26 protein-coding genes, 1 tRNA gene and 2 pseudogenes are annotated in these 26,426 nt (G+C 69.3%); 17 read left to right on the forward strand and 12 right to left on the reverse strand.

Features of this window, described 5'->3' with window-relative positions:
- Positions 1–12: 12 nt before the first annotated feature.
- From ACYVLJ_RS29855 to ACYVLJ_RS29865, 3 genes are all read right to left on the reverse strand, one after another.
- Positions 13–930 carry a ribonuclease Z gene (locus tag ACYVLJ_RS29855; protein ID WP_460441159.1) on the reverse strand — a complete coding sequence of 306 codons (918 nt, stop codon included), beginning with the start codon at positions 928–930 and terminating at the stop codon, positions 13–15.
- Between the two features lie 13 nt (positions 931–943).
- Positions 944–1,513 carry an HdeD family acid-resistance protein gene (locus ACYVLJ_RS29860; protein ID WP_460441160.1) on the reverse strand — a complete coding sequence of 190 codons (570 nt, stop codon included), beginning with the start codon at positions 1,511–1,513 and terminating at the stop codon, positions 944–946.
- A 154-nt stretch (positions 1,514–1,667) separates the two neighbouring features.
- The gene (locus tag ACYVLJ_RS29865; protein WP_460441161.1) at positions 1,668–3,854 is read right to left on the reverse strand and encodes an RICIN domain-containing protein; all 2,187 of its coding nucleotides are present in this window, start codon (positions 3,852–3,854) and stop codon (positions 1,668–1,670) included.
- Between the two features lie 290 nt (positions 3,855–4,144).
- Here ACYVLJ_RS29865 and ACYVLJ_RS29870 point away from each other — a divergent pair.
- A tRNA-Ala gene (locus ACYVLJ_RS29870) sits at positions 4,145–4,217 on the forward strand.
- A gap of 229 nt (positions 4,218–4,446) precedes the next feature.
- Here ACYVLJ_RS29870 and ACYVLJ_RS29875 read toward each other — a convergent pair.
- The 3 genes from ACYVLJ_RS29875 to ACYVLJ_RS29885 are packed head-to-tail and all read right to left on the reverse strand — an operon-like array spanning position 4,447 to position 5,798.
- A complete protein-coding gene (locus ACYVLJ_RS29875) occupies positions 4,447–4,758 on the reverse strand; it encodes a hypothetical protein (RefSeq protein ID WP_460441162.1) in 312 nt (103 codons plus the stop codon).
- Positions 4,712–5,485 carry a hypothetical protein gene (locus ACYVLJ_RS29880; RefSeq protein ID WP_460441163.1) on the reverse strand — a complete coding sequence of 258 codons (774 nt, stop codon included), beginning with the start codon at positions 5,483–5,485 and terminating at the stop codon, positions 4,712–4,714. Before ACYVLJ_RS29880 ends, ACYVLJ_RS29875 begins: the two co-directional genes overlap by 47 nt.
- Entirely contained in the window at positions 5,451–5,798 is a 348-nt protein-coding gene (locus ACYVLJ_RS29885) for a hypothetical protein (protein WP_460441164.1), read from the reverse strand. The genes ACYVLJ_RS29880 and ACYVLJ_RS29885 overlap by 35 nt, the downstream gene beginning before the upstream one ends.
- Positions 5,799–5,981: 183 nt before the next feature.
- Here ACYVLJ_RS29885 and ACYVLJ_RS29890 point away from each other — a divergent pair, with 183 nt between their 5' ends.
- A complete protein-coding gene (locus ACYVLJ_RS29890; protein ID WP_460441165.1) occupies positions 5,982–6,224 on the forward strand; it encodes a hypothetical protein in 243 nt (80 codons plus the stop codon).
- A gap of 37 nt (positions 6,225–6,261) precedes the next feature.
- Here the strand turns inward: ACYVLJ_RS29890 and ACYVLJ_RS29895 are convergent, their stop codons facing one another.
- Positions 6,262–7,497: an ROK family transcriptional regulator gene (locus ACYVLJ_RS29895; RefSeq protein ID WP_460441166.1), complete on the reverse strand. Its 1,236-nt coding sequence runs from the start codon at positions 7,495–7,497 to the stop codon at positions 6,262–6,264.
- Positions 7,498–7,642: 145 nt separating this feature from the next.
- Here ACYVLJ_RS29895 and ACYVLJ_RS29900 point away from each other — a divergent pair.
- The 9 genes and pseudogenes from ACYVLJ_RS29900 to ACYVLJ_RS29940 all read left to right on the forward strand — a co-directional run.
- Positions 7,643–8,134: pseudogene (locus ACYVLJ_RS29900) on the forward strand (ATP-binding cassette domain-containing protein); the annotation flags it as partial.
- A 318-nt stretch (positions 8,135–8,452) separates the two neighbouring features.
- A pseudogene (locus tag ACYVLJ_RS29905) lies at positions 8,453–9,118 on the forward strand (ATP-binding cassette domain-containing protein); the annotation flags it as partial.
- A gap of 2 nt (positions 9,119–9,120) precedes the next feature.
- A complete protein-coding gene (locus ACYVLJ_RS29910) occupies positions 9,121–10,101 on the forward strand; it encodes an ABC transporter permease (protein ID WP_460441167.1) in 981 nt (326 codons plus the stop codon).
- A complete protein-coding gene (locus ACYVLJ_RS29915) occupies positions 10,098–11,126 on the forward strand; it encodes a substrate-binding domain-containing protein (protein WP_460441168.1) in 1,029 nt (342 codons plus the stop codon). Before ACYVLJ_RS29910 ends, ACYVLJ_RS29915 begins: the two co-directional genes overlap by 4 nt.
- Before the next feature lie 19 nt (positions 11,127–11,145).
- Positions 11,146–12,000, forward strand: coding sequence for a sugar phosphate isomerase/epimerase family protein (locus ACYVLJ_RS29920; RefSeq protein ID WP_460441169.1), 855 nt, complete (start codon positions 11,146–11,148; stop codon positions 11,998–12,000).
- A 19-nt stretch (positions 12,001–12,019) separates the two neighbouring features.
- Positions 12,020–12,523, forward strand: a complete 504-nt coding sequence (locus ACYVLJ_RS29925; protein WP_460441170.1) for a gluconate 2-dehydrogenase subunit 3 family protein — start codon at positions 12,020–12,022, stop codon at positions 12,521–12,523.
- Positions 12,520–14,187 carry a GMC family oxidoreductase gene (locus ACYVLJ_RS29930; RefSeq protein WP_460441171.1) on the forward strand — a complete coding sequence of 556 codons (1,668 nt, stop codon included), beginning with the start codon at positions 12,520–12,522 and terminating at the stop codon, positions 14,185–14,187. The genes ACYVLJ_RS29925 and ACYVLJ_RS29930 overlap by 4 nt, the downstream gene beginning before the upstream one ends.
- Entirely contained in the window at positions 14,184–15,002 is an 819-nt protein-coding gene (locus ACYVLJ_RS29935) for a Rossmann-fold NAD(P)-binding domain-containing protein (RefSeq protein ID WP_460441172.1), read from the forward strand. The genes ACYVLJ_RS29930 and ACYVLJ_RS29935 overlap by 4 nt, the downstream gene beginning before the upstream one ends.
- A gap of 17 nt (positions 15,003–15,019) precedes the next feature.
- A complete protein-coding gene (locus tag ACYVLJ_RS29940) occupies positions 15,020–16,198 on the forward strand; it encodes a Gfo/Idh/MocA family protein (RefSeq protein ID WP_460441173.1) in 1,179 nt (392 codons plus the stop codon).
- 768 nt (positions 16,199–16,966) lie between these two features.
- On the opposite strand, the gene ACYVLJ_RS29945 is transcribed toward ACYVLJ_RS29940, so the two are convergent.
- The 3 genes from ACYVLJ_RS29945 to ACYVLJ_RS29955 are packed head-to-tail and all read right to left on the reverse strand — an operon-like array spanning position 16,967 to position 19,499.
- On the reverse strand, positions 16,967–17,830 hold the full coding sequence (locus ACYVLJ_RS29945) for an esterase/lipase family protein (RefSeq protein ID WP_460441174.1): 864 nt from the start codon (positions 17,828–17,830) through the stop codon (positions 16,967–16,969).
- A gap of 14 nt (positions 17,831–17,844) precedes the next feature.
- A complete protein-coding gene (locus ACYVLJ_RS29950; protein ID WP_460441175.1) occupies positions 17,845–18,720 on the reverse strand; it encodes an amidohydrolase family protein in 876 nt (291 codons plus the stop codon).
- The gene (locus tag ACYVLJ_RS29955) at positions 18,717–19,499 is read right to left on the reverse strand and encodes an HpcH/HpaI aldolase family protein (protein WP_460441176.1); all 783 of its coding nucleotides are present in this window, start codon (positions 19,497–19,499) and stop codon (positions 18,717–18,719) included. The genes ACYVLJ_RS29950 and ACYVLJ_RS29955 overlap by 4 nt, the downstream gene beginning before the upstream one ends.
- A gap of 176 nt (positions 19,500–19,675) precedes the next feature.
- Between ACYVLJ_RS29955 and ACYVLJ_RS29960 the strand changes: the two genes are divergently transcribed.
- Genes ACYVLJ_RS29960 through ACYVLJ_RS29975 form a run of 4 tightly spaced genes read left to right on the forward strand, consistent with a single transcriptional unit; the run spans position 19,676 to position 23,785 of the window.
- Positions 19,676–20,761: a hypothetical protein gene (locus tag ACYVLJ_RS29960; protein ID WP_460441177.1), complete on the forward strand. Its 1,086-nt coding sequence runs from the start codon at positions 19,676–19,678 to the stop codon at positions 20,759–20,761.
- Positions 20,762–20,779: 18 nt separating this feature from the next.
- A complete protein-coding gene (locus ACYVLJ_RS29965) occupies positions 20,780–21,943 on the forward strand; it encodes a DUF5624 domain-containing protein (RefSeq protein WP_460441178.1) in 1,164 nt (387 codons plus the stop codon).
- A complete protein-coding gene (locus ACYVLJ_RS29970; RefSeq protein ID WP_460441179.1) occupies positions 21,940–22,785 on the forward strand; it encodes an alpha/beta fold hydrolase in 846 nt (281 codons plus the stop codon). The genes ACYVLJ_RS29965 and ACYVLJ_RS29970 overlap by 4 nt, the downstream gene beginning before the upstream one ends.
- A gap of 22 nt (positions 22,786–22,807) precedes the next feature.
- Positions 22,808–23,785 (forward strand): alpha/beta hydrolase fold domain-containing protein, encoded by a 978-nt coding sequence (locus tag ACYVLJ_RS29975; RefSeq protein WP_460441180.1) that lies wholly within the window; start codon positions 22,808–22,810, stop codon positions 23,783–23,785.
- Here ACYVLJ_RS29975 and ACYVLJ_RS29980 read toward each other — a convergent pair.
- Positions 23,767–24,396, reverse strand: coding sequence for a TetR/AcrR family transcriptional regulator (locus ACYVLJ_RS29980; RefSeq protein ID WP_460441181.1), 630 nt, complete (start codon positions 24,394–24,396; stop codon positions 23,767–23,769). The genes ACYVLJ_RS29975 and ACYVLJ_RS29980 overlap by 19 nt on opposite strands.
- 82 nt (positions 24,397–24,478) lie before the next feature.
- Here ACYVLJ_RS29980 and ACYVLJ_RS29985 point away from each other — a divergent pair, with 82 nt between their 5' ends.
- Positions 24,479–25,120: a cysteine hydrolase family protein gene (locus ACYVLJ_RS29985; protein ID WP_460441182.1), complete on the forward strand. Its 642-nt coding sequence runs from the start codon at positions 24,479–24,481 to the stop codon at positions 25,118–25,120.
- Positions 25,121–25,131: 11 nt separating this feature from the next.
- Here ACYVLJ_RS29985 and ACYVLJ_RS29990 read toward each other — a convergent pair whose 3' ends face one another.
- Entirely contained in the window at positions 25,132–25,767 is a 636-nt protein-coding gene (locus ACYVLJ_RS29990; protein WP_460441183.1) for a TetR/AcrR family transcriptional regulator, read from the reverse strand.
- Between the two features lie 102 nt (positions 25,768–25,869).
- On the opposite strand from ACYVLJ_RS29990, the gene ACYVLJ_RS29995 reads away from it, so the two are divergent.
- The gene (locus ACYVLJ_RS29995) at positions 25,870–26,382 is read left to right on the forward strand and encodes a YceI family protein (RefSeq protein WP_460441184.1); all 513 of its coding nucleotides are present in this window, start codon (positions 25,870–25,872) and stop codon (positions 26,380–26,382) included.
- Positions 26,383–26,426: the final 44 nt, after the last annotated feature.

Genomic DNA, 26,426 nt, shown 5'->3' on the forward strand with positions numbered 1-26,426 from the left:
AGCCTACGGCGCTCAGTGCCCCGCTGGGGAGGACCGCCGTTTCGGCACCTGGACCCGCTCCAGGTCCTCGGCCACGACGATCTCGCCGCCGAACTCGGCCTTGGCCTCGTGCAGGAACCGCTCCGGCTCGGGGTAGCGCTGCGAGAAGTGCGTCAGCACGAGCTGGCGGACGCCCGACTCGGCGGCGACGCGCGCGGCCTGCTGCGCGGTCAGGTGCCCGAAGTCACGGGCGAGGTGGGTGTCCTCGGCGAGGAACGTCGATTCGATGACGAGGGTGTCGGCTTGGTCGGCGAGGGCGTACACGGCGTCGCACAGCCGGGTGTCCATGACGAACGCGAACCGCTGGCCGGGCCGCGGCACGCTGACGTCCTCGAGGCGCGTGTCGCCCAGCCGGCCCGCCCGCTGCAGGCGGCCGACGTCCGGGCCTTCGATGCCGCGTTCGCGCAGCCGCTCGGGGAGCATGGTCCGGCCGTCCGGCTCGACCAGGCGGTAGCCGAACGCCTCGACCGGGTGACTCAGCCGGCGGGCCTCGAGGGTGACCTTCCCGGTGGCGATGGGGCCGTCGTCGTCGATCGGGTGTTCGCGCAGGTCGGCCGTCTCGTAGAACGCCGTCGCGTGCCGGAGCCGTGCGAAGTAGTGCGCGCCGGACGCCGGGAAGTGGGCGTGGACCGGGTGTTTCACCTTGTCCAGCGAAAGGCGCTGGATGACGCCGGACAGGCCGAGGCTGTGGTCGCCGTGGAAGTGCGTGACGCAGAGGCGCGTGATGTCCGTGGCCGCGACACCGGCCCGCAGCATCTGGCGCTGGGTCCCCTCGCCGGGATCGAAGAGGATGCCCTCTCCGTCCCAGCGGAGGAGGTAGCCGTTCTGGTTGCGGTGGCGCGTGGGCACCTGGCTCGCGGTGCCCAGCACCACCAGTTCGCGGGTCGACACACCCGCACGCTACTCAGGACGCGGGAGTGGTGTCCCCCAGTTTGCGCAGCCGGAACGCCAGCACCAGCAGCATGATCCCGTAGAGCAGGGCGTAGATGCCGACGAGCAGCGCGATGCCGAACGCCCCCGCGATCGGGTTGATCACGATGAGGACACCGGCGATCACCGAGAGCGCACCGGCCGCGATGAGGAACGCCTCGCCCTCGATCTGCTTGCGGAGCCGGATCGCGGCGGCGATCTCCGCTACGCCGGTGACGATCGCCCACAGGCCGACCAGCAGGGCCAGCAGCAGAACCGTGATCCCGGGCCACACCAGGACGAGGATTCCGGCGATGATGCCGAGCGCGCCGAGGATTCCGTAGGCGGCGCGGTGCCCGGCGTCGCCCGGCCGGAAGGCCTGCATCAGGCCGCCGACGCCGTCGATGATCGCGTACACGCCATACAGGATCGCCAGGACGAGGACGGTGGCGCCCGGCCAGACCAGCGCGAAGACACCGAAAAGGACGGCGAACACGCCACGCACCGCGGCGATCGGCCAGGCCTGGCGGGGTTCTACGACGGAAAACGCTGCGAAGGAGGTCATCGGGTCGCTCCTCGGGGTGTATGGGGACACCCAGTATCGCGACAAAACGGGTGGTTGGCGCGATCCACCACCCGTTCGGGCCACATCGTCCTTTGTGGCCGGACACATAGGACCGGCGTGCGCCGCGGCCGCCACCACGGCGCACGCCGGTTGCTCAGGGGTAGCCGACCAGGTTGACCGGCTTGGTGCCGGCCGGGGTCGTGTCACCCGTGGTGTTGATGACGTGCGTGATCGTGCCCTGGTAGTTGAGCGACACGGTCACCATGTCGTGGAACTTCACGCCCGGGGTGTTCGGCGCCTCGAAGGCGTGGGCGCTGGCGACCGAGGGGTTGGTGCTGAAGTAGCAGTAGCTGCCCAGCCCCCACGCCTCGTGGCTGGTGACGTTCGGGCCGACCTTGTAGGCCGAGTAGCCCTTCGTCGCCCCGTTCATCCAGCCCGCCTGGTTCGGCACGTCGTAGGGCATCTCGTTCTGGAAGAAGTACGTCCGGCCGCCGTTGCCGTTCCAGACGACCTGCGTCTTCTGGTAGTGCTCGACGAACAGGCCGTACATCGTCACGTTGTTGCCGTTGACCGTCAGCCCGTTGTCCGCGGTGTTCGTGGTCCAGCCGACGTTGCCGCCGTTGTCGGCGTGGTCGGCGCGCCAGATCCACATGTGGTCGCCGATCACGTTGTTGCTGTTCACCACCAGGCTGTTCGTCGCCTTCCCGACGGCCGGGCCGCCGATCCGGAAGAACACGTCGTGCAGCGACGTCGGGTCGGCCGCGTGGTCCGCGGCCGAGCCGGCCTGGCCGACCTGCATCAGGGTGGCCGAGTTGGTGGTGCCGGCGTCGATCAGCAGGCCGGCGACCTTGACGCCGTCGACGTCGTCGACGTTCACCGCGGTGACGCCGCCGTCCGGCACCAGCGTGGCGATGCCGAGGCCGAGCACGACGGTGTCGGGCCGGGTGACGTGCAGGGCCTGGTTCAGGTGGTAGACACCCGGCGTGACCAGCAGGTTCTTGCCGGCGGCGAGCGCGGCGTTCAGGTCGGCGGCGGTGGCGCCGGGCTTGGCGATGTAGAACTGGTCGATCGGCAGCGAGGTGCCCGGCGCGGTGCCGTTCGCCCAGGTCGTGCCGGACGCGTTGGTCTTCACGCTCGGCACGAAGACCTGGTAGTTGCCGGCGCCGTCGACGTAGAGGAACGGCTTCTCGCGCGTCACCGGCGTCTGGCCGACCGTGGTGTAGGGCGGGCTCGGGAAGGTGTTCGCCGGGGCACCCTGGACGCCCGCGAAGACCATGTTCCAGTTCGAGCCGTTCCAGCTGCCGAACTGCGAGTTGCGCGAGATCCACTGCTGCTGCGAGCCGGACCGGACCTGGCCGTCGATCTTGCTGTCGGAGATCCAGCCGCCGCTGGCCCAGCCGCCGTCGTCGAGCTGCAGGTCGCCGCGGACGTGCATCCGGCGGTACGGCGCGGCCTGGGAGACGGCCCAGCGGTCGGCGCCGCCGGTCGGGTTCACCGACAGGTTCTCGGCGCCGCGCCAGAAGTTCTGCGTCGCGTTCTGCGGCGGGAACCAGTCGGCCTCGACGTGCACGGCCCCGTTGATCGTCACGGCGTCGGGGCTCTGGCCGAGGCCGAGCACCTGCGTGTAGAAGCCGACGTTGACGTCGTTGGAGTACGTGCCCGGCTTGAACATCACGGCGTAGCGCTGGCTGCCGAACTGGTTGCGTTCCTGCTGGCCGAAGATGCTGTCGAGCCGGCTCTGGATGGTCGAGCTCGGCATCGACGGGTCGAAGACCACCACGTTCGGGCCGAAGTCCGGCTGCCCGGGCTGCGTCGTGTTCACGGGGTTCAGGATGAAGGACTGGGCGGCGGTGCCGTTGCAGGCGTACTGCTGGAGTTGCACGGAATCGGCGGTGGACGCGCCGGGGACGTCGAGGCACTTCCCACTGTTGCGGCTGACGAAGTGGTAGCGGCCGTTGCCCTCGTCCACGGCCTGCCACTGCTGGTTGGCCCCGCTCGAGTAGGTCCACAGCTGCACGAGACCACCATCGGCCGTGGAGACCCCGGTGACGTCCCACGCGGCGGCCGGGTTGGTGCGCGCGTTGACCCGGAAGTAGCCGTCCCCGGTGGACTGGAACTGCCACTGCTGCGACGCGGTCTGGTTGCACGAGTACTGCTGGACGACGGTGCCGTTCGCGGTACCGGCGGCCCGCGCGTCGACGCACTTCCCGCTGTTGGCGGCACTCACGGTGTACCACCCGTCCGGGGTGATCGCGGCCTGCGCCGGGCTCGTCGTCAGCACGCCCGCGACCAGGGCGGACACCGCGGAGAGCAGCGTCACCACCCGCCGTCTCGTCTTCATCGAAACCTCCTCAGCCGCACGGGGGCGGCGTCCGTCGAGCAGGAAACGGCAGAGGCGTGCCCGGTCTAGGGGGTAGACGCGGCGTAACGGGCGGGGACCTCGGCGTCACAACCGCGCAAAATGTAACGGCGGCCACACCGGGAGTCAATACACGACTAAAAATAAGGCGTAAAGTCGCAGGTCAGCGCCCCACTGAGCGGAACAGCCGGGAAGAGGCACCCCCTCTGCGGCGGCCGTCCGCGGGCCGTGTACTGTATTGCCATACGAGATGCGGAGTTCACCTTCGCTCCGGGGCTATGGCGCAGCTGGTAGCGCACCTCACTGGCAGTGAGGGGGTCAGGGGTTCGAGTCCCCTTAGCTCCACAGTGACGAAACACCGCCCGCCGGATCCAAAGATCCAGGTAGGGCGGTTTTTTCGTTGTGCCGGATCTTGAGTTTCGCCAAGTAGAAGTTCAGCTACCGGTGGGTAGCTGGGGCAAAACTGCGGCATCGCACCGACTGCGGCGAAACGGGGTCACGAGAAGTGCCCCAGTAGCGTCCACCGAACAGGTGGATCACCAGAGGTACTTCGCCAGGCCGCGCACCCCGCCCGTCAGCGCTCGCGCTGTAGCGCCTCCGGCAGCCCGTACGCCCCGACATAGGCCAACTTGTCCACGACGTCGAGACACCTCTCGCGCATCACCGCGTCGCCTTGCCGGTAGAGCCGAAGCACAACGGTGACGATGTCACGGCTTATGGCAGCGGCGGCCCGGCTGAGATCGCCGAGTTCGACGCCAGCGTGCTCGACGGCGCGTTCGCAGGCGATGATCGTGGTCGAGGGCAGCAGTCTCAAGCTTTGCTCGAGCGCGTGGAAGAGGTCACCGAAGTGGTCCGAGAAAGCTCGGCTGGCCGCGAATGCCGCCACGACGTGTTCGCTGATCGCTGCGGCGGCGGCTTTGCGGACATCTGCGTCCCCGTCGTCGAATAGTTTGCGCCGCTCCCCGCCGTGCCAAGATCGGCAAGTCGGTGACGTCGGAGATACATGCCTCCGGTAGCCGGTCGTTCAATAGGGCGTTGGCCCAGATGTGGCCAGACCTCACCGCAATGGGACTGTCTGCTTCGAGCGCTCGGTCGAGGTGCCGCGAGAACCGCGGGCCTGCGCGGAAGACGGCGTACAGCAGCAGCTCGTTAGCATGGTTTGATAGGTGAATCTCGATGTCGCTCGTGGCGAACAGGGCGTCAGCGATATCGAGCGCCTGCTCCAAGTGGCTTTTGAACAGCGCCGAAACAGGACGAGTGGCTTCCGCGCGCACAGACAGGATCGGATCCTGCGCGAGCTTCTCCACCGTCGGAAGTAACTGAGGCACGTAGGTCTCTTGTGCGAAGAGAACCTCACCGATCGTCGCAGCGGCAACGCCTCGAGTCGAGTTCATCCCTTCCGATGCCAGGGCGAACTCGTCGTCGGGTCGTCGGCCCGTGCGTTCCACGGAAGGATCGGCCGCGCGAGCGTAGTGCTCGAGCAGGCCGATCATTGCGTCCGTGGCTTTCTCCTGCAATACATCGCACAGTTCAGTCAGTTTCGCGATCGTGATCTTGCCAGCTACTGCGGTGATGACTTTAGACGATGTTGGAGGCCGGCGTTTGTGCGTCAAAGGTAAGGGCAAGCTCGGTGAAGCGTTGCGGCTCGACCACGGCACGGCGACCGAGAACCCCGGCAAGTTCCCGCGAACCGCCGACCCCGACCTTCCGACGACGACGCTCTTGCTTCGTTCCGTACTTGGCGATGGCGCGCGACCAGTTTTCGTCAGTCATGTGCTCGCCCGCCTTTGCAGGCACCGGCGGCCCGACGAAGCCGGCCTCGACTGGCTCGGGCGGCTGGATGACGGCACGAGTGAATTTGCGTTCGAGTTCACCGAGCCTGCGTCTGACAACATGTTGCAGCCGACTCTCGGGCAACGCCGACATGAGTACCCCCAGGCATCGCCCTACGGGGCTTCTTCTCCCATTCGGGATAATAGGCAAGAAGTTTCGCGCAGAGAGCCTCGAAGTGATCTTCGCTGCAGTGCGGCGTGGCCACCTCGATAACCCGCGGCCGCGCAATCCGGTTCCGCCGGTAGTTCCGGTCGACGGCCCGAGATGATCGGCGAAATGCTGGCGCCGTTCGGACCGGGAGCGCCGTTCGGGATCAGCAGGCAGGGCCTGATGGGCTCCGCGCTGACCGACGTCCGCCGCCGCCTCGACTCGGTCGAGCGGGCGCGTGGCCGCGGCGCCGAGGAGATCGACCGCGACCACGCGCCGCTGCGCCTCCAGCACGAGATCGCCGGGGAAGGAAGCCAGTCCCCCGGCGACGACGAGCGCCGGACCGTCGTCGCGCTCCGGCGTCCGGTGTGACCCGGCCGATCGGCACACGCGTTCTCCGGTCGGAGGGTCACAACCCCAGCGGCAGCATGGCCGAGTCCCGCGGCCGGGTGTGGTAGGCGATCCCGCGCGGGGAGAGGACCTGCTCGATCGCCGACACCATGCCGCCGATGAGGCCCGCCTCGTCGCCCAGCGAGCTGTGCACCAGCGACAGGTTGCGGGTAGCGAGCGGGCGGGACTGCTGGTAGACCACGCTGCGGACCTGGGCCAGCACTTCTTCGGTGCACTGGGCGACCGGCCCGCTGAGCACGATCCGCGCCGGGTTGCAGAAGTTGACCAGGTCGGCGATCACCCGGCCGACGACGATGGCCACTTCGCGGACCACGCTGACGGTGTTCGCCTCGCCGCGGATGACCGAGGCCATCAGGTCGTCCTCGGTCACGTTCAGCCGGGCCGCGATGGCCCCGGTCGAGGCGATGGCTTCGAGGCAGCCGCGGTTTCCGCAGCGGCACAACGCATCGGGCAGCTCGGGCACGCGGATGTGCCCGATGTCCGCGGCGGCGCCGTCCGCGCCGTGCAGCAGCCTGCCGTTCTCGCTGACGAAGCCGCCGCCGACGCCGGGCCCGATGTGGACGAGCAGCAACGGCAAGTGCGCGCCCTTCAGGGACCTGGCCTCCCCCAGCGCCATCAGGTTCACGTCGTTGTCGACGACCACGTCGCACCCGAGCCGCTCGGCGAGGAAGCGGCACACGCCGAACCCGTCCCAGCCGGGCATCAGCGGCGGCCGCACGGCCATGCCCAGGTGCGAATCGACCGGCCCGGGCAGGCCGACCGAGATCGCGAGCGCGTCGTCCTTCGCGAGCCCGTTCTCCGCCAGCAGCGCTTCGAACTGCTCGACGAGTGTGGCCAGCAGCACTTCGGGGCCCGCTTCCACGTCGATCGCCAGCTCGCGCCGCCCGACGATCTCCTTGTCCAGTGTGGTCAGCGCGACCCGGGACCGGCGCGGGGACACCTCGGCCACGAGGACGACGCCCCTGGCGGCACTGACCCGGAACATCTGCGCCGGGCGGCCGCGCGCGTCCTGCTTGCCCAGCCCGGCGTCCTCGATCAGCCCGGCCTCAAGCAGCACCTCGAGGTGCTTGTCCACGGTGGAGCGCGCCAGGCCCGTGGTGCGCACCAGCGTGCTGCGGCTGACCTGCGCGCCGTCCGCGATCAGCCGGGCGATGACACTCCGCGCGGCGTGCGCGTCGGGGGCCAGGCTCTGCTCCTCGAGCAGGATGCCGACTTCAGTCCACAGGGAGCCCATGGGCCGGATCCTAGCAGTATTTTTGTCGAAAAAGAAATAATTCTGGCCTATTTTGACGCTCGTGGACAGAATTTACGCTCCCGACATGACAAGATCCACGGAGGACAGCGCTGTCACCCGCGTCCCGACGCCGGGGGTGGGGTAAGTGGCGGCCCGGCTGGCCGTTCGCGGCCTGACCAAGGCGTTCCGAGGCACCCAGGCCCTGCGCGACGTCGGCTTCTCCCTGCAGGCCGGTGAGGTGCTCGCGCTCATCGGCGAGAACGGCGCCGGCAAGTCCACCCTCATCCGCATCCTCTCCGGCGCGCACGCACCGGACAGCGGCGAGGTCTTCCTCGACGGCGACCCGGCCGCGATCAGCGGTCCGGCCGGCGCGGAGGCGCTCGGCATCGCGACCGTCTACCAGGAGCTGAGCCTGTTTCCCGAGCTCACCGTCACCGAGAACCTCCTGTTCAACAGCTACCCCGGCCGCGGGCGCATCGACTGGCGGGCCGCCCGCCGGGAGGCCGCCGCCCTGCTCGCCGAACTGGGCCTGACCGTCTCGCCCGACCAGCGGGTGCGGGAGCTCAGCGTCGCCGACAAGCAGATGATCGAGATCGCGAAAGCACTGCGCCGCAACGCCCGCGTGCTCATCCTCGACGAACCGACCGCCGTGCTCGGCGGCGCGGACGTCGACCGGCTGCTGGCGCTCGTGCGCGACCTGACCCGGCGCGGGGTGAGCGTCATCTTCGTCTCGCACCGCCTGGAAGAGGTCTTCGGCCTCGCCGACCGGTACGTGGTGCTCAAGGACGGCGAACTGACCGGCGAGGGCGCGATCGCGGACACGACGCACGACGAGCTGGTCTCGAAGATGGTCGGCCGCGACTTCGTGCGCGGCAGCCGCGAACCGGGTGCCGAACTCGGCGAGCCGGTGCTCCAGGTCGAAGGACTGTCCCGGCCCGGGGTGCTGTCGGACATCTCGTTCTCGGTCCGGGCCGGCGAGGTGCTCGGCATCGCCGGGCTGCGCGGCGCGGGGCGGACCGAGCTGGCCCGCGCGATCTTCGGCGCCGACCCGCACACCGGAACCGTGCGCTTGCATGGAAAGACCGTCCGGATCACCGACCCATTGCAGGCGATCAAGGCGGGGATCGGCCTGGTGCCGGAAGAACGCAAGACGCAGGGGCTCGTCGTGGGTCAGTCCTGCGCCACCAACATCTCGCTGGTCAGCCTGCTCAAACGCGGGCGCCGCACGGTGCGGCCCGCGGCCGACCACGCCGTGGCCCGGCGGCACATCGAGCAGCTCCGCATCAAGACGCCGGGTCCGCAGGCGCCGGTCGGCACGCTGTCCGGCGGCAACCAGCAGAAGGTCGTACTCGCGAAGTGGCTCGAGGCGGGCGTGGACGTGCTGATCCTCGACGAACCCACCCGCGGCATCGACATCGGCGCCAAGCAGGAGATCTACACCCTGATCCGGGACCTGTGCGCGCAGGGCCTCGCGATCGTCGTCATCTCGTCGGAGCTGCCCGAAGTGCTGGCGCTGTCCGACCGGATTCTCGTGATGCACCAAGGCGAAGTCACCGCCGAACTCCCCGGCGGCACCGCCACCGAGGAGGAAATCATGTCCCACGCCGTTGGAGGGCGATAGCCGTGGCCATCGAAGCCGGCCGGGTACCGGCCCTGACCCTGAGAGTGCGGCGCAACTGGCTGCCGCTGCTCGTCACCGCCGTCGTCATCGCCGTGGTGGCGATCGCGGTACCGCTGTTCTTCCAGCCCGCCAACCTCCTCAACGTCGGCCGCCAGTCCGCGGTCGTCGGGGTGATCGCGATCGGCATGACGTTCGTGATCCTCACCGGCGGCATCGACCTGTCCGTCGGCGCGACCCTGGCCCTGACCGGGGTGACCACCGCGCTGTTCCTGGACGCCGGCATGGTGCTGCCCCTCGCCATCGTGCTGTCGCTGCTGGTCGGCGCGTGCGTCGGGGTGCTCAACGGACTCGGCGTCGCCCGGTTCGGCGTGCAGCCGTTCATCATGACCCTCGCGACGATGGTCGCGATGCAGGGCCTGTCGCTGCGCCTGACCAACGGCGGGCCGAAGTCGTTCGACAACGCCAACGGGTTTTTCACCCTGATGGGCAGCGGCGACGTGCTCGGGATCCCCGGGCCGTTCGTGATCTTCCTCCTCGTCTCCGTGCTCGGCGTGCTGACCCTGCGCTACCTGCCGTTCGGGCGGTTCCTCTACGCGATCGGCGGCAGCATGGAGGCGGCCCGGCTCTCCGGAGTGCGCACCAGCCGCACGCTGGTGCTCGCCTACGCCCTCAGCGGCCTGTGCGCCGGGCTGGCCGGCATCATGAGCGCGGCGCGGCTCGGGGTCGGCGACCCGACCGCGGGCGCTCTGTCCAACCTGGACGCGATCACCGCGGTCGTGATCGGCGGGACCAGCCTGGCCGGCGGCATCGGTGGCGCGGTCGGCACCGTGTTCGGCGCCCTGCTGCTCGCGGTGCTGGCCAACGTGCTGAACCTGGTCGGCGTCTCGCCCTTCGACCAGCAGATCGTCAAGGGCGCAGTGATCCTCGTGGCGGTGCTGCTGGCCGTGCAGGCGGTCCGGCGCCGCAAGGGCAGGCAGTCGTGAAGGCCCGGCTGGCGGTGCCGATCCTGGCGCTGCTCGCCGCGGGCTGCACGACGACCGCCCACGACGGGAAGCCGGTGACCGACGAGCTCGGCGACCGGCTGGGCCCCAGCGTCTACTGCGACGCCGCCTGCCGGAGCGAGCTGGTCCTGCACGCCGATCCGTCCACTGTGCACTGCTCCGTCGGCGTCTCCTGGAACAGCACGGCCTTTCCCTACGGCGCGAAGACGACCCAGATCTTCCCCGAGTTCGCCCGGAAGTTCCTGCCGGGCATGAAGGTCTCCGTGTCCGACGCCCAAGGCGACGCGGGAGCCCAGGTCAACCAGGTGTCCGACATGCTGGCCGGTGGCGTGCGAGTCCTCGTCATCTCGCCACAGGACACGGCCGCCCTGCGCGGGATCGTCGCCCAGGCCACCAAGTCCGGGGTCAAGGTGATCACCGCCGACCGGCAGGTGGACGGCGACGTGTCCAGCTACATCGGCTCCGACAACGTCGAAGCCGGGGTCACCGACGGCAAGGCGGTCGTCCGGGCGCTGGGCGGCCACGGCGGGGTCGTCGAGCTGTCCGGCAGCCTGGGCGCCTCCCCCACCATCACCCGCGGCGCCGGCTTCCGGCAGGGCATCGCCGGTTCCGGCGTCCGGATCATCGCGACCCAGACGGCCAACTACAAACGCGCCGACGGGCTCAAGGTCATGGAAGACCTGCTGCAGCGCTTCCCGCACGGGCAGATCCAGGCGGTGTACTCGCACAACGACCAGATGACCTTCGGCGCGCTGCAGGCGATCCGGGAAGCCGGGCGGCAGAACGAGATCAAGGTGTTCAGTGTGGACGGTGAGGCCGACGCGCTGGACCGGATCTCCGCGGGCTCGCTCACCGCCACGGTCGGCTACCCGCTCGTGGCCAAGGAAGCCGTGATCGCCGCCGCGAAGCTCTGTGCGGGCGAGCCGCTCGCCCCCCGGATCAAGCTCACCTCGACCCTCATCGACCGCGCCAACGTCGGCCAGTTCCTCGGCCGGCCTCCGCAGTAACAGAAAAGGAACCAACGCAGTGAAGATCTCCTACAACACCTGGGCCTACTCCAGCTTCTTCGTCTGGGTGCCCTCCTACACCCTCGACGAGACGATCAAGCGCATCGCCGGGCTCGGCTACGACGGCATCGAAATCGGCGCCGCCGCCCCGCACGCCTACCCGGCCCACCTCTCGGCCGACCGGCGCGCCCAGGTCAAGGACCTGCTCGACGAGCACGGGCTCTCGCTGTCGAGCATGCTCCCCGCGCCCTCCGGTGGTCCGGGCAACAACCCGGCTTCCCCCATCGCCGAAGAGCGCCGGGCGACCGTCGAGCACTACAAGGAGCTCGCCGAGCTGACCGCGCAGTGGGGCGGCAAGACGCTGATCTACCTGCCCGGCTGGATCATCTTCGGCACCTCGCGCCGGCAGGCGCTCAAGTGGAGCCGCGAATGCCTCACCGAGATCGCCGACTCGATCGCGCACACCGGCGTCACCCTGGTCATCGAGCCGACCTCCCACGACACGAACCTCTGCGAAAGCGCCGACGACGCGATCGAGCTGATGGAGGACGTCGACCGGGACAACGTCAAGCTCATGTTCGACACTTTCCACGTGCTGTACCGGCGCGAGGTGCTCAGCGACTACGTGTACAAGATGGGTGAGCACCTCAAGCACATCCACATCGCCGACAGCGAGCGCCTCCCGCCCGGTTCCGGCGTCGGCGACTTCCCGTCCCTCGTGGACGCCCTGCTCGACACCGGCTACGACGGCTACCTGACGATGGAGACGGGCTTCCACCGCCGGGGCATCGAGCCGGACGAGGACGCCCGCACCTCGATCGAGTACCTGCGCCCGCTGGTCGAGGCCCGGACCCAGGCCCGCATCAGTTCCTGAACCACGGGAGAAAGACAAGATGGACCACCCACTGCTGTTCCTCAACCGTGAAGAAGCGGCCGTCCTCGACGCGCTGGTCGAGGAGATCCTGCCCGGCGAAGAGGGTTCGCCGGGGGCGAGCGAGGCCGGGGTCGTCGAGTACATCGACCGCTCGCTGGCCGGGTTCCTGCGTGACCTGCAACCAGTCTACCGGGCGGGGCTGATCGCCCTGCGTGAGCTGAGCGGCGACGTCACCTTCGCGGACCTCGACGCCGAAACCCGGCACGAGATCGTGGCCACGCTGGCGGAAAGCCCGGACTTCGCCGGCCGGTTCTTCCGGATCGTGCGCGAGCACACCGTCCAGGGGTTCTTCGGCGACCCGGCGTACGGCGGCAACCGCGAACTCGCCGGGTGGAAGCTCGTCGGCTTCCCCGGAGCGCAGTGGGGCTACTCGGCCGAGCAGATGCGGCCGGGCGTCGACGCGCGGGAGATCCCGCTGCTGACCATCAAGGACCTCTACGCACGGATCGGAGGTGCGCGGTGACCGAGCGCTTCGACGCGATCATCGTCGGGATGGGCTCGTCCGGCGGCATCATCGCCGAACAGCTGACCAAGGCGGGACTGCGGGTGCTGGGCCTGGACAAGGGCCCGGACTACACCCAGGAGGACTTCCTGGTGAAGCAGGACGAGCTGCGGTACTACCAGCGCGGCGCCATCGTCGCCGGGGTCGACGTCGACCCGGTGACCTGGCGGGCCGGGGAAAACCAGTCCGCAAGCGTGCTGCCGTGGTCCGCGGGCGAGCTCGGCTCCGACGAGCCGCTGTACGGCCTGCCTTCCATCGGCACCGGGGGCGGCACGCTCCACTGGGGCTGCGCCGCGTACCGGTTCCGGGAAGCCGACTTCCGGATGCGCTCGGCGATCGCCGAGCGGTTCGGGAAGGAGGCGCTGCCGGAGGGCACCCTGGCGGACTGGCCGATCAGCTACGCCGATCTCGAGCCGTACTACGAGAAGGTCGAGCGGGAACAGGGCATCTCGGGCCGGGCCGCGGACAACCCGTTCGGGCCGCCCCGCGAGCACGACTACCCGATGCCGCCGGTCACCCAGGGGCCGGGCGACGTGCCGTTCGTCGAGGCGACCCGGCGCCTCGGGCTGCACCCGTTCCGGCAGCCGCTGGCGATCAACTCGGTCGAGTACCGCGACCGGCCCGCCTGCGTGAACTGCGGGTTCTGCCACGGGTATCCCTGCCACGTCGGTGCGAAGTCGACCACGCAGGTCACCTCGGTGCCGGCCGCCAAGGCGACCGGGAACCTCGACCTGCGCCCGTTGAGCCGGGTGCTGCGGATCCACCGCACCGGCGATGGCTCCCGGGTCACCGGAGTGACCTATGTGGACGCGACGGGCACCGCGCACGAGGTCCGGTCCGACCTGGTGGTGCTGACCGCCTACGCCCTGGAGAACGTGCGCCTGCTGCTGGTTTCGGGGATCAACCGGGACGGCCAGGTCGGCCGGAACTTCATGACACACAACTTCGGCTGGTTCACCTCCGTCCTCCCCGAGCCGACGAACCCGTTCCTCGGCACGTTCAACGCCTCCAGCGCGGTCGACGACTACACCTCGGAACTGGTGCCGGACAACGACCTCGGCGTGCTCTGGGGTTCGCCGATCATCAGCGTCACCGGGGACCTGCAGCCCATCGAGGCCTACCACCTGATGGACCCGAAGGTGCCGAAGTGGGGCCTGTCGCTCAAGCACTGGCTGCGCGACAACTACCTGCACCTGCACCGGATGTATTCGCAGACCACGAACTTCCCGCACCCCCGCCACTACTGCGACCTCGACCCGGACGTCAAGGACCGCTGGGGCCAGCCCGCGCTGCGGATCACGCACGACTGGGAGCCCCACGACGCCAACTCCGTCACGCTCATGGGCCGCTACAAGGAGAAGATCGCCCGCGAGATGGGTGCGAAGGACTACTGGACGGACGCCCCGCGGCCGCCGTACCACCTGTCCACCCACGACGTCGGCGTGCACCGCATGGGCGAGGACCCGGCGACCTCGGTCACGAACGTCTACGGCGAGGTGCACGAATGCCGCGGCCTGTTCGCGGTCGGGGGCGGGCAGTTCGTCAGTTACGGCGGGTACAACCCGAACCAGACGATCCAGGCGTTGGCCTACCTGAGCGCCGAACACCTGCTGGAGCGGGGATGAGCGGCCGGTTCGACGGCAAGGTCGCCTTCGTCACCGGGGCGGGGCGTGGCCAGGGGCGCAGTCACGCCGTGCGGCTCGCCGCCGAGGGTGCGGACGTCGCCCTGCTCGACCTGGGCCGCGCCGGAACGGTGGAGCACCCGCCGTACCGCACCGCGACGATCGACGACCTCGAAGCCACCCGGGCGGAGATCGTGGCACTCGGCCGCCGGTCCGAAGTGTTCGAAGCGGACGTTCGCGACCACGAGTCCTTGGTGCGGGCGGCGGACGAGACCGTCCGCCGGCTCGGCGGGATCGACTACGTGATCGCGAACGCGGGCATCACCGACGGCTTCCACCGGACCTGGGAGCTGCCGCCGTCGCACTGGCGGACCATGATCGACATCAACCTCACCGGCGTCTTCCACACCTGCCACGCGACCGTGCCGCGGCTCATCGAGCGCGGCGCCGGTTCGGCGCTGGTGCTGATCAGCTCGGGCGTCGGCATCAAGCCGGTGCCGCGGCTCGCGCACTACGTCGCGGCGAAGATGGCGTTGCGCGGGCTGAGCGCTCTCCTCGCCGCCGAGCTCGGCCCGTACGGCATCCGGTGCAACACCGTGCACCCCGGCGGCATCGACACCGAGATGACCACCGCGATGGTCGAGCTGAACCAGGTGCCGCGCGAGGAGCTGCTGGCGGGCTTCCGGGCCGGGCAGCTGCTGCCGGGCGACCTCGGCATCGGCGACTCGACGGCCGCCGTGCTCTGGCTGCTCTCGGCAGAGGCGCGCATGATCACCGGCCTGGAAATGACCGTCGACGCCGGCGAAAGCAAGAAATGAACCAGAAAGGGCAAGGCATGTCTTCGGAGAAGGTGCTGCGCGTCGGCATCGTCGGGCTGGAGTTCGGCGCGGAGTTCATCCCGATCTACCAGCGTCACCCCAACGCCGAGATGTACGCGATCTGCCAGCGGACCGAGTCGAAGCTGAACGAGGTCGGCGACCGCTACGGCGTCGACGTGCGCTACACCGACTACGCGCGGATGCTCGCCGACCCGGACATCGACGTCATCCACATCAACACCCCGCTGCAGCTGCACGCCGACCAGGTCGTCGCCGCGCTGGAAGCCGGCAAGCACGTCGGGTGCACCATCCCGATGGCCACGTCGGTGGCGGACTGCCGCCGGATCGTCGAGGCGCAGCGGCGCACCGGGCTGACGTACATGATGATGGAGACCACGGTGTACAGCCGCGAGTTCTTCTTCCTCGAGCAGAACTACCTCGGCGGCCACCTCGGCCGGCTGCAGTTCTTCCGGGCGTCGCACCACCAGGACATGACCGGCTGGCCGTCCTACTGGGACGGGATGCCGCCGATGTACAACGCCACCCACGCGATCAGCCCGACGCTCGCGCTCGCCGGGCACCAGGCCGAGTACGTGCAGTGCCTGGGCTCGGGCTCGGTGTTCGACCGCATGAAGGATGCCTACGGCTCGCCGTACGCGATCGAGTCGACGCATATCAAGTTCCTCGACAGCGACGTCGTCGCCGAGGTCACCCGGCACCTGTGGGCCGTCGCCCGCGAGTACCGGGAGAGCTTCGACGTCTACGGCTCGATCCGCTCCTTCGAATGGGCCCAGACCGAGGACGCCGCCCACGTGCTCTACCTCGGCGAGACGCCCGAGCGCGTCGAGGTGCCCGACTTCGCGCACCGGCTGCCCGAGGAGATCCGCTCGTTCACCACGGCCGGTGTGTACACCGACGACGGCGAGACCGAGCACCGTTCGTTCGTCCAGGGCGGCGGGCACGGTGGTTCCCACCCGCACCTGGCCCACCGGCTGCTGATGTCGGTGCTCGGCGAGGCCGAGCCCTACCCGAACGCGGTGCAGGCCGCGAACATCACCTGCGCCGGCATCCTGTCCCACGAGTCCGCCCTCCGCGGCGGCGAACGGGTGCACCTGCCGGAGTGGACCTTGTCCGACGCGAAACCGCACGTCGTCGAGCTGGCGCAGGACGTCGAACCCCCGTGGGCCGCGGCCTGAAGCACCGGGGTCCTCCCGGCGGGGCACCCGCCGCGCCGGGAGGACCCCGCCGCCGTGCCTCGACCGGTGGCAGGCTTCCCCGTCGACAGCGGCTCGTTCGCGGGAGCAGCGATGGCGGGTACGGCGTCGACGATCGGCCTCCTATCGAGAGCCGACATGCGCTCGGAGGTGATCCGCGCATCGCCGCAGGGGACTTTTCTTTGCCACAAAGGCCAGGAGCACTACTCGGGCGGTGCGCCGGCTGACCGTCGACCGGCCGCAGCCGTCGGGCAGCATGCGGTGCAGACCGGTCGCGACAACGGACGCGACATCGAGGTCCGATCGAGCGCCGCGTTGATGATGATGCCGTCGATCAGCGCCGTCGCGAGTACGTCGCGATGGCCTCGCGGCATCCATAGCCTACGCGCGACATGTCCCGCTCGACGTCCTCGCGGCGGCGGCCGGTTAGAGCACGGTACAGCCGATGCCGCAGTATGGGACTTCTTCGGCATCACGAAGGACGGTCACGCGGCCGTTTGTGCGCATGAACATGACCCTCTCACGCCATACTCGCTCAGCCGCGGGTTTACCTGATCAGGAGTAACCTCGGCCGCTCTGAACTAGCCGGCAGCGAGCGGACGCCAGTTTCCGGCTGGCCCGACGACAGCTGCGTTGACATTCGCAGATCGGGTTGTCAGCTGGTGGTCTCCTGTTCCCGATCGTCCAAGTCGACACCAGCAGACCAGGCCGTGCCCCACAGCGCCGGAGGAGGCCGCACAGCAACGTGGCTTAAATCGGCAGACCAAGAGCGCACACCACCGGGACCGGGTGCGCCGGGTCCAGCGCGTTGCGGGCCATGGTCACGACGCCGGTGTCGTAGACGAGCCCGACATGGCCGACCGGGTCGAGGGGGCAGGTGTCCTGGACGTAGGCGTTGCGGACGCCGGGTTCGGTGATGAAGGCATTGCCGGGTGGGGTGACCACCTCATCGTGCCGGGTTTCGAGCACGGTGTATTGGACGCCGGATTGGGCGATCGGGCCGGCGGTGAGGGCTTGGACGGCGCTGCCGTCGGGCTCGACTTCCGCGCACGGTGCGCACCCGGCTTGCAGCAACTGGTCGAGCTGGGGGCGCAGGCCGAGCAGGTCCGCGACGGTGACCAGGTTGCTGAAACTGGTGCCGTGGGTGGGTGGGGCGAGGGCGACGACCCGGCCGGTCCGGTCGGCGTAGCCGAGGATCTTGGGGATGTAGAGCGCGAGGAAGGCGCCCTCGGAGTGGCCGAGAATGTCCACTTTGGCCGCACCGGTGGTGGTGCGCACCCGATCGATGAAGGCGGCGATCTGCTGGGCGGAGGTGGCGATCGGCTTCAGCCCACCGAAGGGCAGCGCCGGGTCGGGCCGGCCGTAGGTGAGTGCGAACACGCAGTAGCCTGCGTTGGCGAGGTACGGTCCGAGCACCGGGAAGCTGTCGTCCGCGGTGCCGCCCAAACCGTGCAGGGCGACGACGGGATCCGGGTGCGCCGCCGACGGGCGGCAGTTCCAGTCGTCGTACCCGGAACTTGGTGCCGACGCTGCGTCGGCGACGCCGGCGCCCGTCAGCAGCGCACCGGCCGCGACCAGCGCGGGCAGGATAGTCAAGCACTTCTTTGTGCGCATGAGAACTCTCCTGATCAGTCCGAGTAGAACAACTTTTCCGGTGTTCCGACGAGGATCCGGTCGCGGTCGGCGCCATCGGGGGCCCAGTCCGCGAGCAGGTTGAGCACCTCGCCGGTGTCTCGCTGCCCGTCGGGCAGATGCGGCCAGTCCGAACCCCAGATCAGGCGGTCGGGGCGGGCCTCGACGAGCGCCCGGCCGATCCATTCCACAGTGGACAATGGCTGGTCCTTGGCGATCCGGTACGGCCCCGACAGCTTGATGTGGCAGTAGCCGCCGGCCAGGACCGTCACGAGCCGGTCGAAGTCGGCTCGGGTCAGGCCGTCCGATTCCTTCATGTAGCCCATGTGATCGATGACGAAGGGTTCTTCGAACCCGGCGAAGAACGGCAGCAGGTCCCGCACGATCGTGCCCGGCGCGTAGAACTGGAGGTGCCAGCCGCGGGGCCGGGCCCGGTCCGCCATGCTCCTGATGTAGGCGATGACATCCGCGATCGGCCAGGTGGCGCGGGCGAACAGGTCCAGCCGGATCGCGCGCACGCCCGCGGCGTGGAAGTCGTCCAGCTCGGCATCGCCGACATCGTCGGCGAGCCGGACCACTCCGCGGCAGCGAGGTCCGATCGCCCGCAATGTCCGCAGCAGCAGGCTGTTGTCGGTGCCGTAGAACGTCGGCTGCACCAGCACCATCCGGTCGATGCCGAGCCATTCGGTCAGGCGCAGATACTGCTCGACCGTGCCTTCGGGGAAGGTGTAGAGCGGGTCGGGCACGGAGGGAAAGCCGGGTTCGAAGACGTGGAAGTGGGTGTCGCACGCGTTGTGCGGCAGGGCGAAACGCGGTGGTGTGGTGGACTCCGCCGGCCGCATGGGCGTGGTCTGGAGGATGTCGGTGGTCATGCGCGGTCCTGGTGGTGGGGGGTTTCGCGATGTTCGGCTTGCGCGCGTGCGGCGGCGGCCGAGGTCGCCTGGTGGAGCAATGCGGTGTCGTTGCCGGTCAGCACGAGGGGGCACACGCCGAGCGGGACAAGCGAGCGGTGGATCGCGGGGTCGTTGATGCCGCCGACCATCAGCAGCTTGCCGTGGTCGCGGCAGGCTTGCGCGGCGGCGGCGACCGCGTCGCGCAGCCGTGGGTCGTCGTAGCGTCCGGGCACGCCGAGCTCCGCGGTGAAGTCGTTGGCGCCGAAGACGAGCATGTCGACGCCGTCGACCGACGCGATCGCGTCGACGGCGTCGATTCCCTCCGGGGTTTCCACCATGATCAGCACGACCACCTCGGTGTCCGGCGGCGGCATCGCGGTCGGCGAGCGCTGACCGCGCGGCGGGAACCGGCAGGCTCTCGCGATCCGTTCGGCCTCCTGCGCGGTGTCGACGCGGGGCGCGATGATCCCGCGGGCTCCGCCGTCGAGCAGCCGGCCGATCATGCCGTACTCGCGCTCCGGTATGCGCACGATCGGGGTCAGCCCCAGAGCGTCGGCCGCAGTGCACAGCGTGGCGGCGGTGTCGGTCGACATGGCGGAGTGTTCCAGGTCGACCATGACGGCGTGGTGGCCCGTCGACCGGGCTGTGTGGACGGTGTCGAGCGTGCGGCCGGCGCGGATTCCCAGCATCAGCGTCAGTTCGCCGGCGCGCAGCCGAGCGAGCAACGTGCCAGATCCGGAGCGGGGTGGCTGGAGCATGGGACCTCACTGCCATCGAGGTGAAGATGGATTCATCTTCACCACAGCGGGCGGGGCATGTCAACCCAGCCGAGGCGGGGCACCCGATCAGTGGATGCGACCACTCAGTCTGGTCACCACGGGTTGACAAGGATGCCGCAACACATGAAGATGAATTCAGATTCAGTGGAGGTCACGTGGTCCGATACCTCAGCGAAGTGGCAAGCGTGGCGACGTCGGGCGCCCGCGCGGTCGAACCAATCGAGCTCGACGGCCTGCGCCTGCTGGCGATTCCCCAGCTCGCCTACGACGTGCCCGGCGAGCCGGCGAACATGAACGGCGGCGACAGCAACACCGACCTGCTGCTCCTGTGCCACGGCGAGCAGGGCTACCACCGGTGGCAGACCCTGCCCGCGCCCGGCGGTGAGGACGCTGAGTTCTTCCGGATCGGCGACCGCGCGTTCCTCGCGGTGGCGAGCATCCGCCACGGCACCGGGCCGTACGAGTTCGGTGTCGATTCGTCGATCTTCGAATGGAACGGCGACCGGTTCGAGCCGTTCCAGGCTATCCCCGGGTACGCGGCCAAGCAGTGGAAGCACTTCGAACTCGACGGCCGGCACTTCCTGGCCCTCGCACAGGGTGTGGTTCTGCCCGGGCAGGAGGAAGAAAACCTCCCGTCGCGGATCTACCGCTGGAACGGCACGACGTTCGAGCACTTCCAGGACGTCGACTCACGATGGGCGTACAACTGGCACGCGTTCTCGGTGGACGGGTACCGGTTCCTCGCCCACGCCGATCACCTGTGCCCGTCGGTGCTGTACCGCTGGACTGGTGCGAAGTTCGAGCCGCACCAGCAACTCGCGCCCAGTCACGGCCGGGCCTTCGCACACTTCACCCACCAAGGTGCGGTCTACCTCCTGGTGGCCCGGCTCCAGGACGATTCGGTCCTGCTCCGCTGGGACGGTTCGCGATTCGTCGAGCACCAGATCCTGGCCGGGCCCGGCGCCCGCGAGTTCGCGGTGATCGAGAGCGAGACCGGGCTGTACGTGCTGCGGGTGAACTTCGTCCTCGGCACTCCCGCCGATCCGACGACCGCGCTCTCCTCCCAGCTCTACCGGTGGCAGGACGGCGCTCTGGTCGTGGTCGAGGAGTTCCCGACCACCGGCGGCACGGATGCCGCGGTGCTCCGCGACAAGGACGGCCTGCTGGTCGCGGTGTCCAACAGCCTGTCCGCCGACGTCCGGTTCTCGGCCCGGACCGTGCTCTACCGCTTCACCGGATGATCAGGGGAGAACCACGCCATGCCCGACAACCAGAGCCCCGAGCTCGTCGACCTGTTCACCACCTACACGGCCGCGGCCGACAGCCTCGGCGCGCACCTCACGCGCACCGCGACCGAGCACGGTGCGGCCGACCCGCTGATCGTCGCCACCTCCGCCGATTTCGCGCTCTACCCCGGCGACGGCAAACCGCCGACGGTCGAGGGATTCAGGTTCTCCACGCGCGGTTTCAAGGAACTTGCGGGTATCTCCCACCTCGGCCCGGCGGTGGCCAGCCTGGTCCAGCTCAAACAGCGGTACGGCGACAGTAGCTGGCGGGCCGAGGCGCAGCGCCTGCTGTCCCAGGTGGACCGGTCCCGGGCCGCGAACAGCGTCGAACTGTGGCGGGACACCATCGCGGTCGAGGCGTATCGGGGCCGGGAACAGGCGATCGCCGACATGGTCGACTACAGCTGCGCGGTCACCGCCCGCTACCTGCGCGCCGCGCTGGCCGATGCCGGCTACCTGAACGAACGCACCCTGCGGTCGGACTACCTGGACGGCGGCGCGGTCGGTGCCAACCGGATGATGATCGCGACGTTCTTCCTCGCCGGCATGGACATCTCCTTCCGCATCCTGCGCTGGTTCGACGAGCAGGACGTCGACTGGGACCGGGCGATGGTGGTCATCGCCGGCCAGCAAGGGCGTCCGACGGCCGGGGTCACCTGGAACACCTCGAGCATCGCCACGATGGTGCGCGGAGCGTCGCGCTACCGGCTCCCGCTGGAGCGGATGTACCTGGCGCCGCACGCGCCCACCTTCGCCACCCCCGTCGGCGGCGACCTGTCCGAGGTGATCGCGTTGGAGGAGCCGTTGCGCCGCATCTGGTTCTCCACCCGCGGCATCGTGGAACTGGGCGAGCTGATGTTTCCCGAGCAGCCGCGCTTCACCCCGGGCCAAGCCGACGTGCCGGATCTCGCGGCCGCCGGGGTCGCCGAGATCAGCGAAATGCCGGTCATCCACGGACCGGACGACTGGCCCGCGCTGGTCGCCCGGCTGCGCATGGTCCTGGAAGACCCGCGCCAGCTGTTGTCCGGCTGCGTGACCGATTACGCGGTCAGCCAGCTCGTGGCCGCCGGCAACGATCCCGCCAAGGTCGTCGTGCCCGGTCTGGACGGAGTCACCTATCCCCGGGGCCTCTCGTGATCGTGCTGGAGCTGGACCAGGCGCGCTTCCTCGACGTCGAGGCCGGCCGAATCGCCTACTACGAGAGCGGTTCGGGACTGCGGCCGATCATCTGGGTGCACGGCCTGCCGTTGGACTCGCGCTCCTGGGCGGCGCAGCAGGAGTTCTTCGACCGCGACGCCCGCAACGTGTTCCTCGACCTGCGCGGCTACGGAGCTTCCGACAAGCTCCCGTCCACTGTGGATAGCATCACCGCGCTCTACGTCCAGGACCTGGCGGAGCTGATCACTCGATTGCGGCTGCATGACCCGATGCTGGTCGGGTTCGCCTCGGGCGGGCATGTCGCCCTGCGCTTCGCCGCGCAGCACCCGGAACTGGTCGGGAAGCTGGCGGTACTCAACGGCTCGCCGAAGTTCCGGCGCGGCGAAGACTGGCCCTACGGCTTCGACGCCGCCGCCATCGGCCACTTCACCCAAACGGCGGCGCGAGGCGGGATCGAGGCGCTGACCGACGCCGTGCTGCACCCGGACGACGTCTTCGCCGACGTCTCACCGGAACGCAGCGCCGAACTCGCCGCGTGGTTCCGTTCGATGAGCCGTCAGGCCGGCGTCGGTACCCTGCTCGGCTTCTTCACCGACATCGCGGCGGACGATCATCGCGCCGACCTGGCGAAGATCGTGGCGCCGACCCTTCTGCTCAGCAGCGCCCTGGGCCGGGAGGTGCCGCTCGACGTCGCGCTGCAGATGCGCACCGCCATCCCGAACGCCCTGCTCGCCGAGCTGCCCGGCGCCGACCACTTCGCCTTAGCCACCCGGCCTGAGCTGACGAACCGGCTCCTGCACAACTTCTTCGTCACGCCATGAAACCCCACGAAAGGTCGGCGCCATGACCGTCCCGAGCCAGCCACTTCCCGCGTTCCCGCTCCCGATCGCGACCGACATCGCGCCGGCCGACACCACCGACACCGCCCTGCTGGACCCCCGGCCGGGCGAGCAGATCGGCGTCGGCGCCGTCGAACTGCGCCGGTACGACGACATCGTCTACCGCACCACCCCCCGAACCCTGTCGCTGGATCTTCTGCGCCCGGCGAGCGACGAACGGCTCCCCCTGCTGGTCTACCTTCCCGGCGGCGGCTTCATCATGGCCAACAAAGCCAACGCTCCCGTGCTGCGCACGTTCGTCGCCGAATCCGGCTTCGTGGTCGCGAGCGTCGAATACCGGACGGCGAGCGACAACGCGACCTACGCAGACTCGGTCCGCGACGTCCACGCCGCCATCGCCTACCTGCGGGGACACGCCGACGACTACGGAATCGACCCGCGTGCAGTCGGTGTCTGGGGCGAATCGGCCGGCGGCTACGTCGCGGCCATGACCGGCGTCACCAACGAACTGGCGCGGTTCGGCGCCGGACCGGGGTCCGGGGGCCGGGTGGACGCGGTGGTCGACAGCTTCGGCGCCTCCGACCTCGCCACGGTCGGCGCCGACTTCGACGCCGCGTTCCAAGCGCACTTCCGCGACACCGTCACCCATTTCTCAGCCTACCTGGGCGCCCCGGGCGCGGCCCTGCCGGAGATTCCCGAGGAGGTCACCGCGGCCGACCCGGCGACATACGCGAGCGCGGCGACCCCGCCGTTCCTGCTGCTCCACGGCAGCAAGGACATGCTCATCTCGCCCAGCCAGACCCAGCACCTGCACCAGGCCCTGCTCGCCGCGGGCGCGGACAGCACCCGTTACCTCCTGGAGGGCGCCAACCACGGCGACATCGCGTTCCTCGGCCACCCCGACAGCGGACTGCCCTGGTCGAGCACGACCACCATGGGCATCATCACCGCGTTCCTGCACCGTCACCTCGACCGGCCGTGACCGCCGCGCTTCCGAGGCGGCCCGAGCAGGCCGGTGGCGATCAGCGAGGTGAGGGTCTCGACCGCCACGTCGGCGTCGGGAGCGGTCCCGTCCTCGGCGAACTGGCTATAGCAGAAGGACTCCAGCAGGCACACCACCGCCAACGCCGCCATCCGTGCGCGCTCGGTGGGCACCTCGGCCCAGGCCGGGGTGGCCAGGATGTGATCGGCCCACACGTCAACCTGCCGATCACGCAGTCCGTGGTGGAACCGCTCGAACTCCGAGCTCAGCATGGACGCCTGGAGGATGCCCCGCCGTTCGGGCAGGTAGCGCTCGTAGGTGGCCCAGAACGCCTCGACATGAGCCCGGATGTCCCCGACCGTCGCCAAGGTGTGGTCCTCACCCATGTGCTCCACGACCACGGTGTGCAACGCCTCGTCGAAGTCCGCCGCGAGCGCCCGCAACAGCGCGTCCTTGTCGGTGAAGTAGCGGTAGAACACCCCTGCTGCCTTGCCGGCCTCGGAGGTGATGTCGGTGACCTTGATCTCCGCGTAGCTCCTGGACACCAGCAGCCTGCGGGCGGCGTCCTTCAACGCCGCCTCGGTCCGCTCGCCCCTGGTCGTCTCGGCCACCACAACTCCTAAAGGTGAAGATGGCGTCATCTTCACATCGTGTTGCCCACGTGTCAACCAGCCCATCACCGGAGGAACGACGATGTCACTCGAAGCCCTGACCCCGGACAACACCACGATCGTGCTCGTCGACTACGCCGTCGGATTTGCCACCATCCTCGGCTCGCACGACCTGTCCCAGCACCTCAACAACGTCGTCGGCTTGGCCAAGACGGCGGTCCTCTACGGCAGCGGTCTCGTGGTGACCAACGGGCTGCCGAGCAAGCCGTCCGGGCCGCTGTACCCGGAGCTGCTCGACGTCATCGGCGACCGGCCGGTGATCGAGCGCGCGACCCAGTTCAACAGCTTCCTCGACGAGGATTTCGCCGCGGCGGTCGCGGCGACCGGCCGCAAGAAGCTGGTGATCGGCGGCGTCGCGACGGACGGCTGCGTGCTGCAGACCGTGCTCGGCGCCCTGCGGGCCGGCTACGAACCGCACCTGGTGGTCGACGCGACGGCGAGCACGTCCCGCGAGGCTCACGAGACCGCGATCACGCGCATGGTGCAGCTCGGAGTCGTGCCGCTCACCTGGTTCTCGCTCGCCGCGGAGTTCCAGCTCGACCCGCGTTTCGACAACGCACCGCACCGCGGGAAGCTGATGGCCGACCACATGCCCGCCATGATGATGGGCGCCCGCACGTATTTCGCCGGCCAGGCGCTGGCCGCCGGTGCGACGGCGAAGTGATCCGGCTCGCGCTAGAGCCCGCGACCGTCCGGGCTGATGCCGCGCAGCGTGATGTCGAAGTGGGCTCGGCACAGCGCCGGCAGGTCCCATGCGGGTGAGAGCAACCACTGCGCCTTCAGCCCGTCGGTGATCGCCACCAGCGACCGGCCGAGGCCGACCGGGTCGACGCCGGACCGGATGTCCCCGGCCGCGATCGAAGCCCGGACGGCCTCGGCGTTGTTCTGGCACATGAGCTGATAGCGCTGCGCGAAATAGGAGGCGGCCGGATGGCCGGGCACTGTGGCCGCGGCGGCGGTGGTCACGAACAGGCGGGTGAGGCCCGGCTGCGCCACCTCGTCCGCCAGTACCTCCAGGACGTGACCCAGCAGCACCCGCAGGCCCAGCTGTGGGTCGCTGAAGCGCGACGCCCAGTCGATGTCCTTCGCCCGCAGGACCGCCAGTAGCAGCGCATCCTTGCCGTTGAAGTGGTGCAACAGGCCGGTTTGCGACGTTCCGGCTTCGGCCGCGATCCGGGCAACCGGTGTCTCGTGGAAGCCGTGCTCGGCGAACAGGCGGGTCGCCGTCTCCACGATGGCGATCCGCTTGCCGTCCGCCGCGTGGTAGCTGCCGGTGCGGCGCCGGGTGCGAGTACGAGGTGCTGGCTCCACGCATGAAGCCTACGTGGTCGAAGGCTTCCGGAATAAAAGCAGAGCGGTACTCTGTTTTTAACGGTGCTGCCGTCCCGGGCAGCCCTCACCGATGGAGACCCCATGTCCGTGACAACCCGGCCCGGCACCTGGACCGTCGATCCGACCACGAGCTCCGCCGAGTTCGCCGTCCGCAAGATGCTGGTCAAGACCGTGCGCGGCGCGTTCCCGATCCTCGAAGGCGCGGTGCGCATCGATCCGGACGGCACCCCGGACAGCGTCACCGCCACCCTTGACGCGACCGGCTTCGCCAGCGGAAACCAGCACCGCGACGACCACATCCGCAGCGCCACCTTCCTGGACGCGGCGACACACCCGACACTGTCGTTCATCGCGACAGCGATCAAGCCGGGCGAAACCGGCACCTGGCACCTCGACGGTGTGCTCACCGTCCGCGGCACGCGCAGCGCGGTCACTCTGATCGCGACCATCGACCGGCTCGACCCCGAAACGGCCGACGTCACAGCCACCACAAGCATCAGCCGACGGGCGGCCGGCGTCGCCACCTGGCCCAGGTTCATGATCGGCGACCGGGTGGACATCACGCTGACCATCGCCCTGCGCGCGCAAAAGTGACCGCGGCCTGACGCTCGCCCGGTGGGCGCGTGCGACGCCTACCG

The organism is Amycolatopsis stemonae (assembly GCF_054781455.1).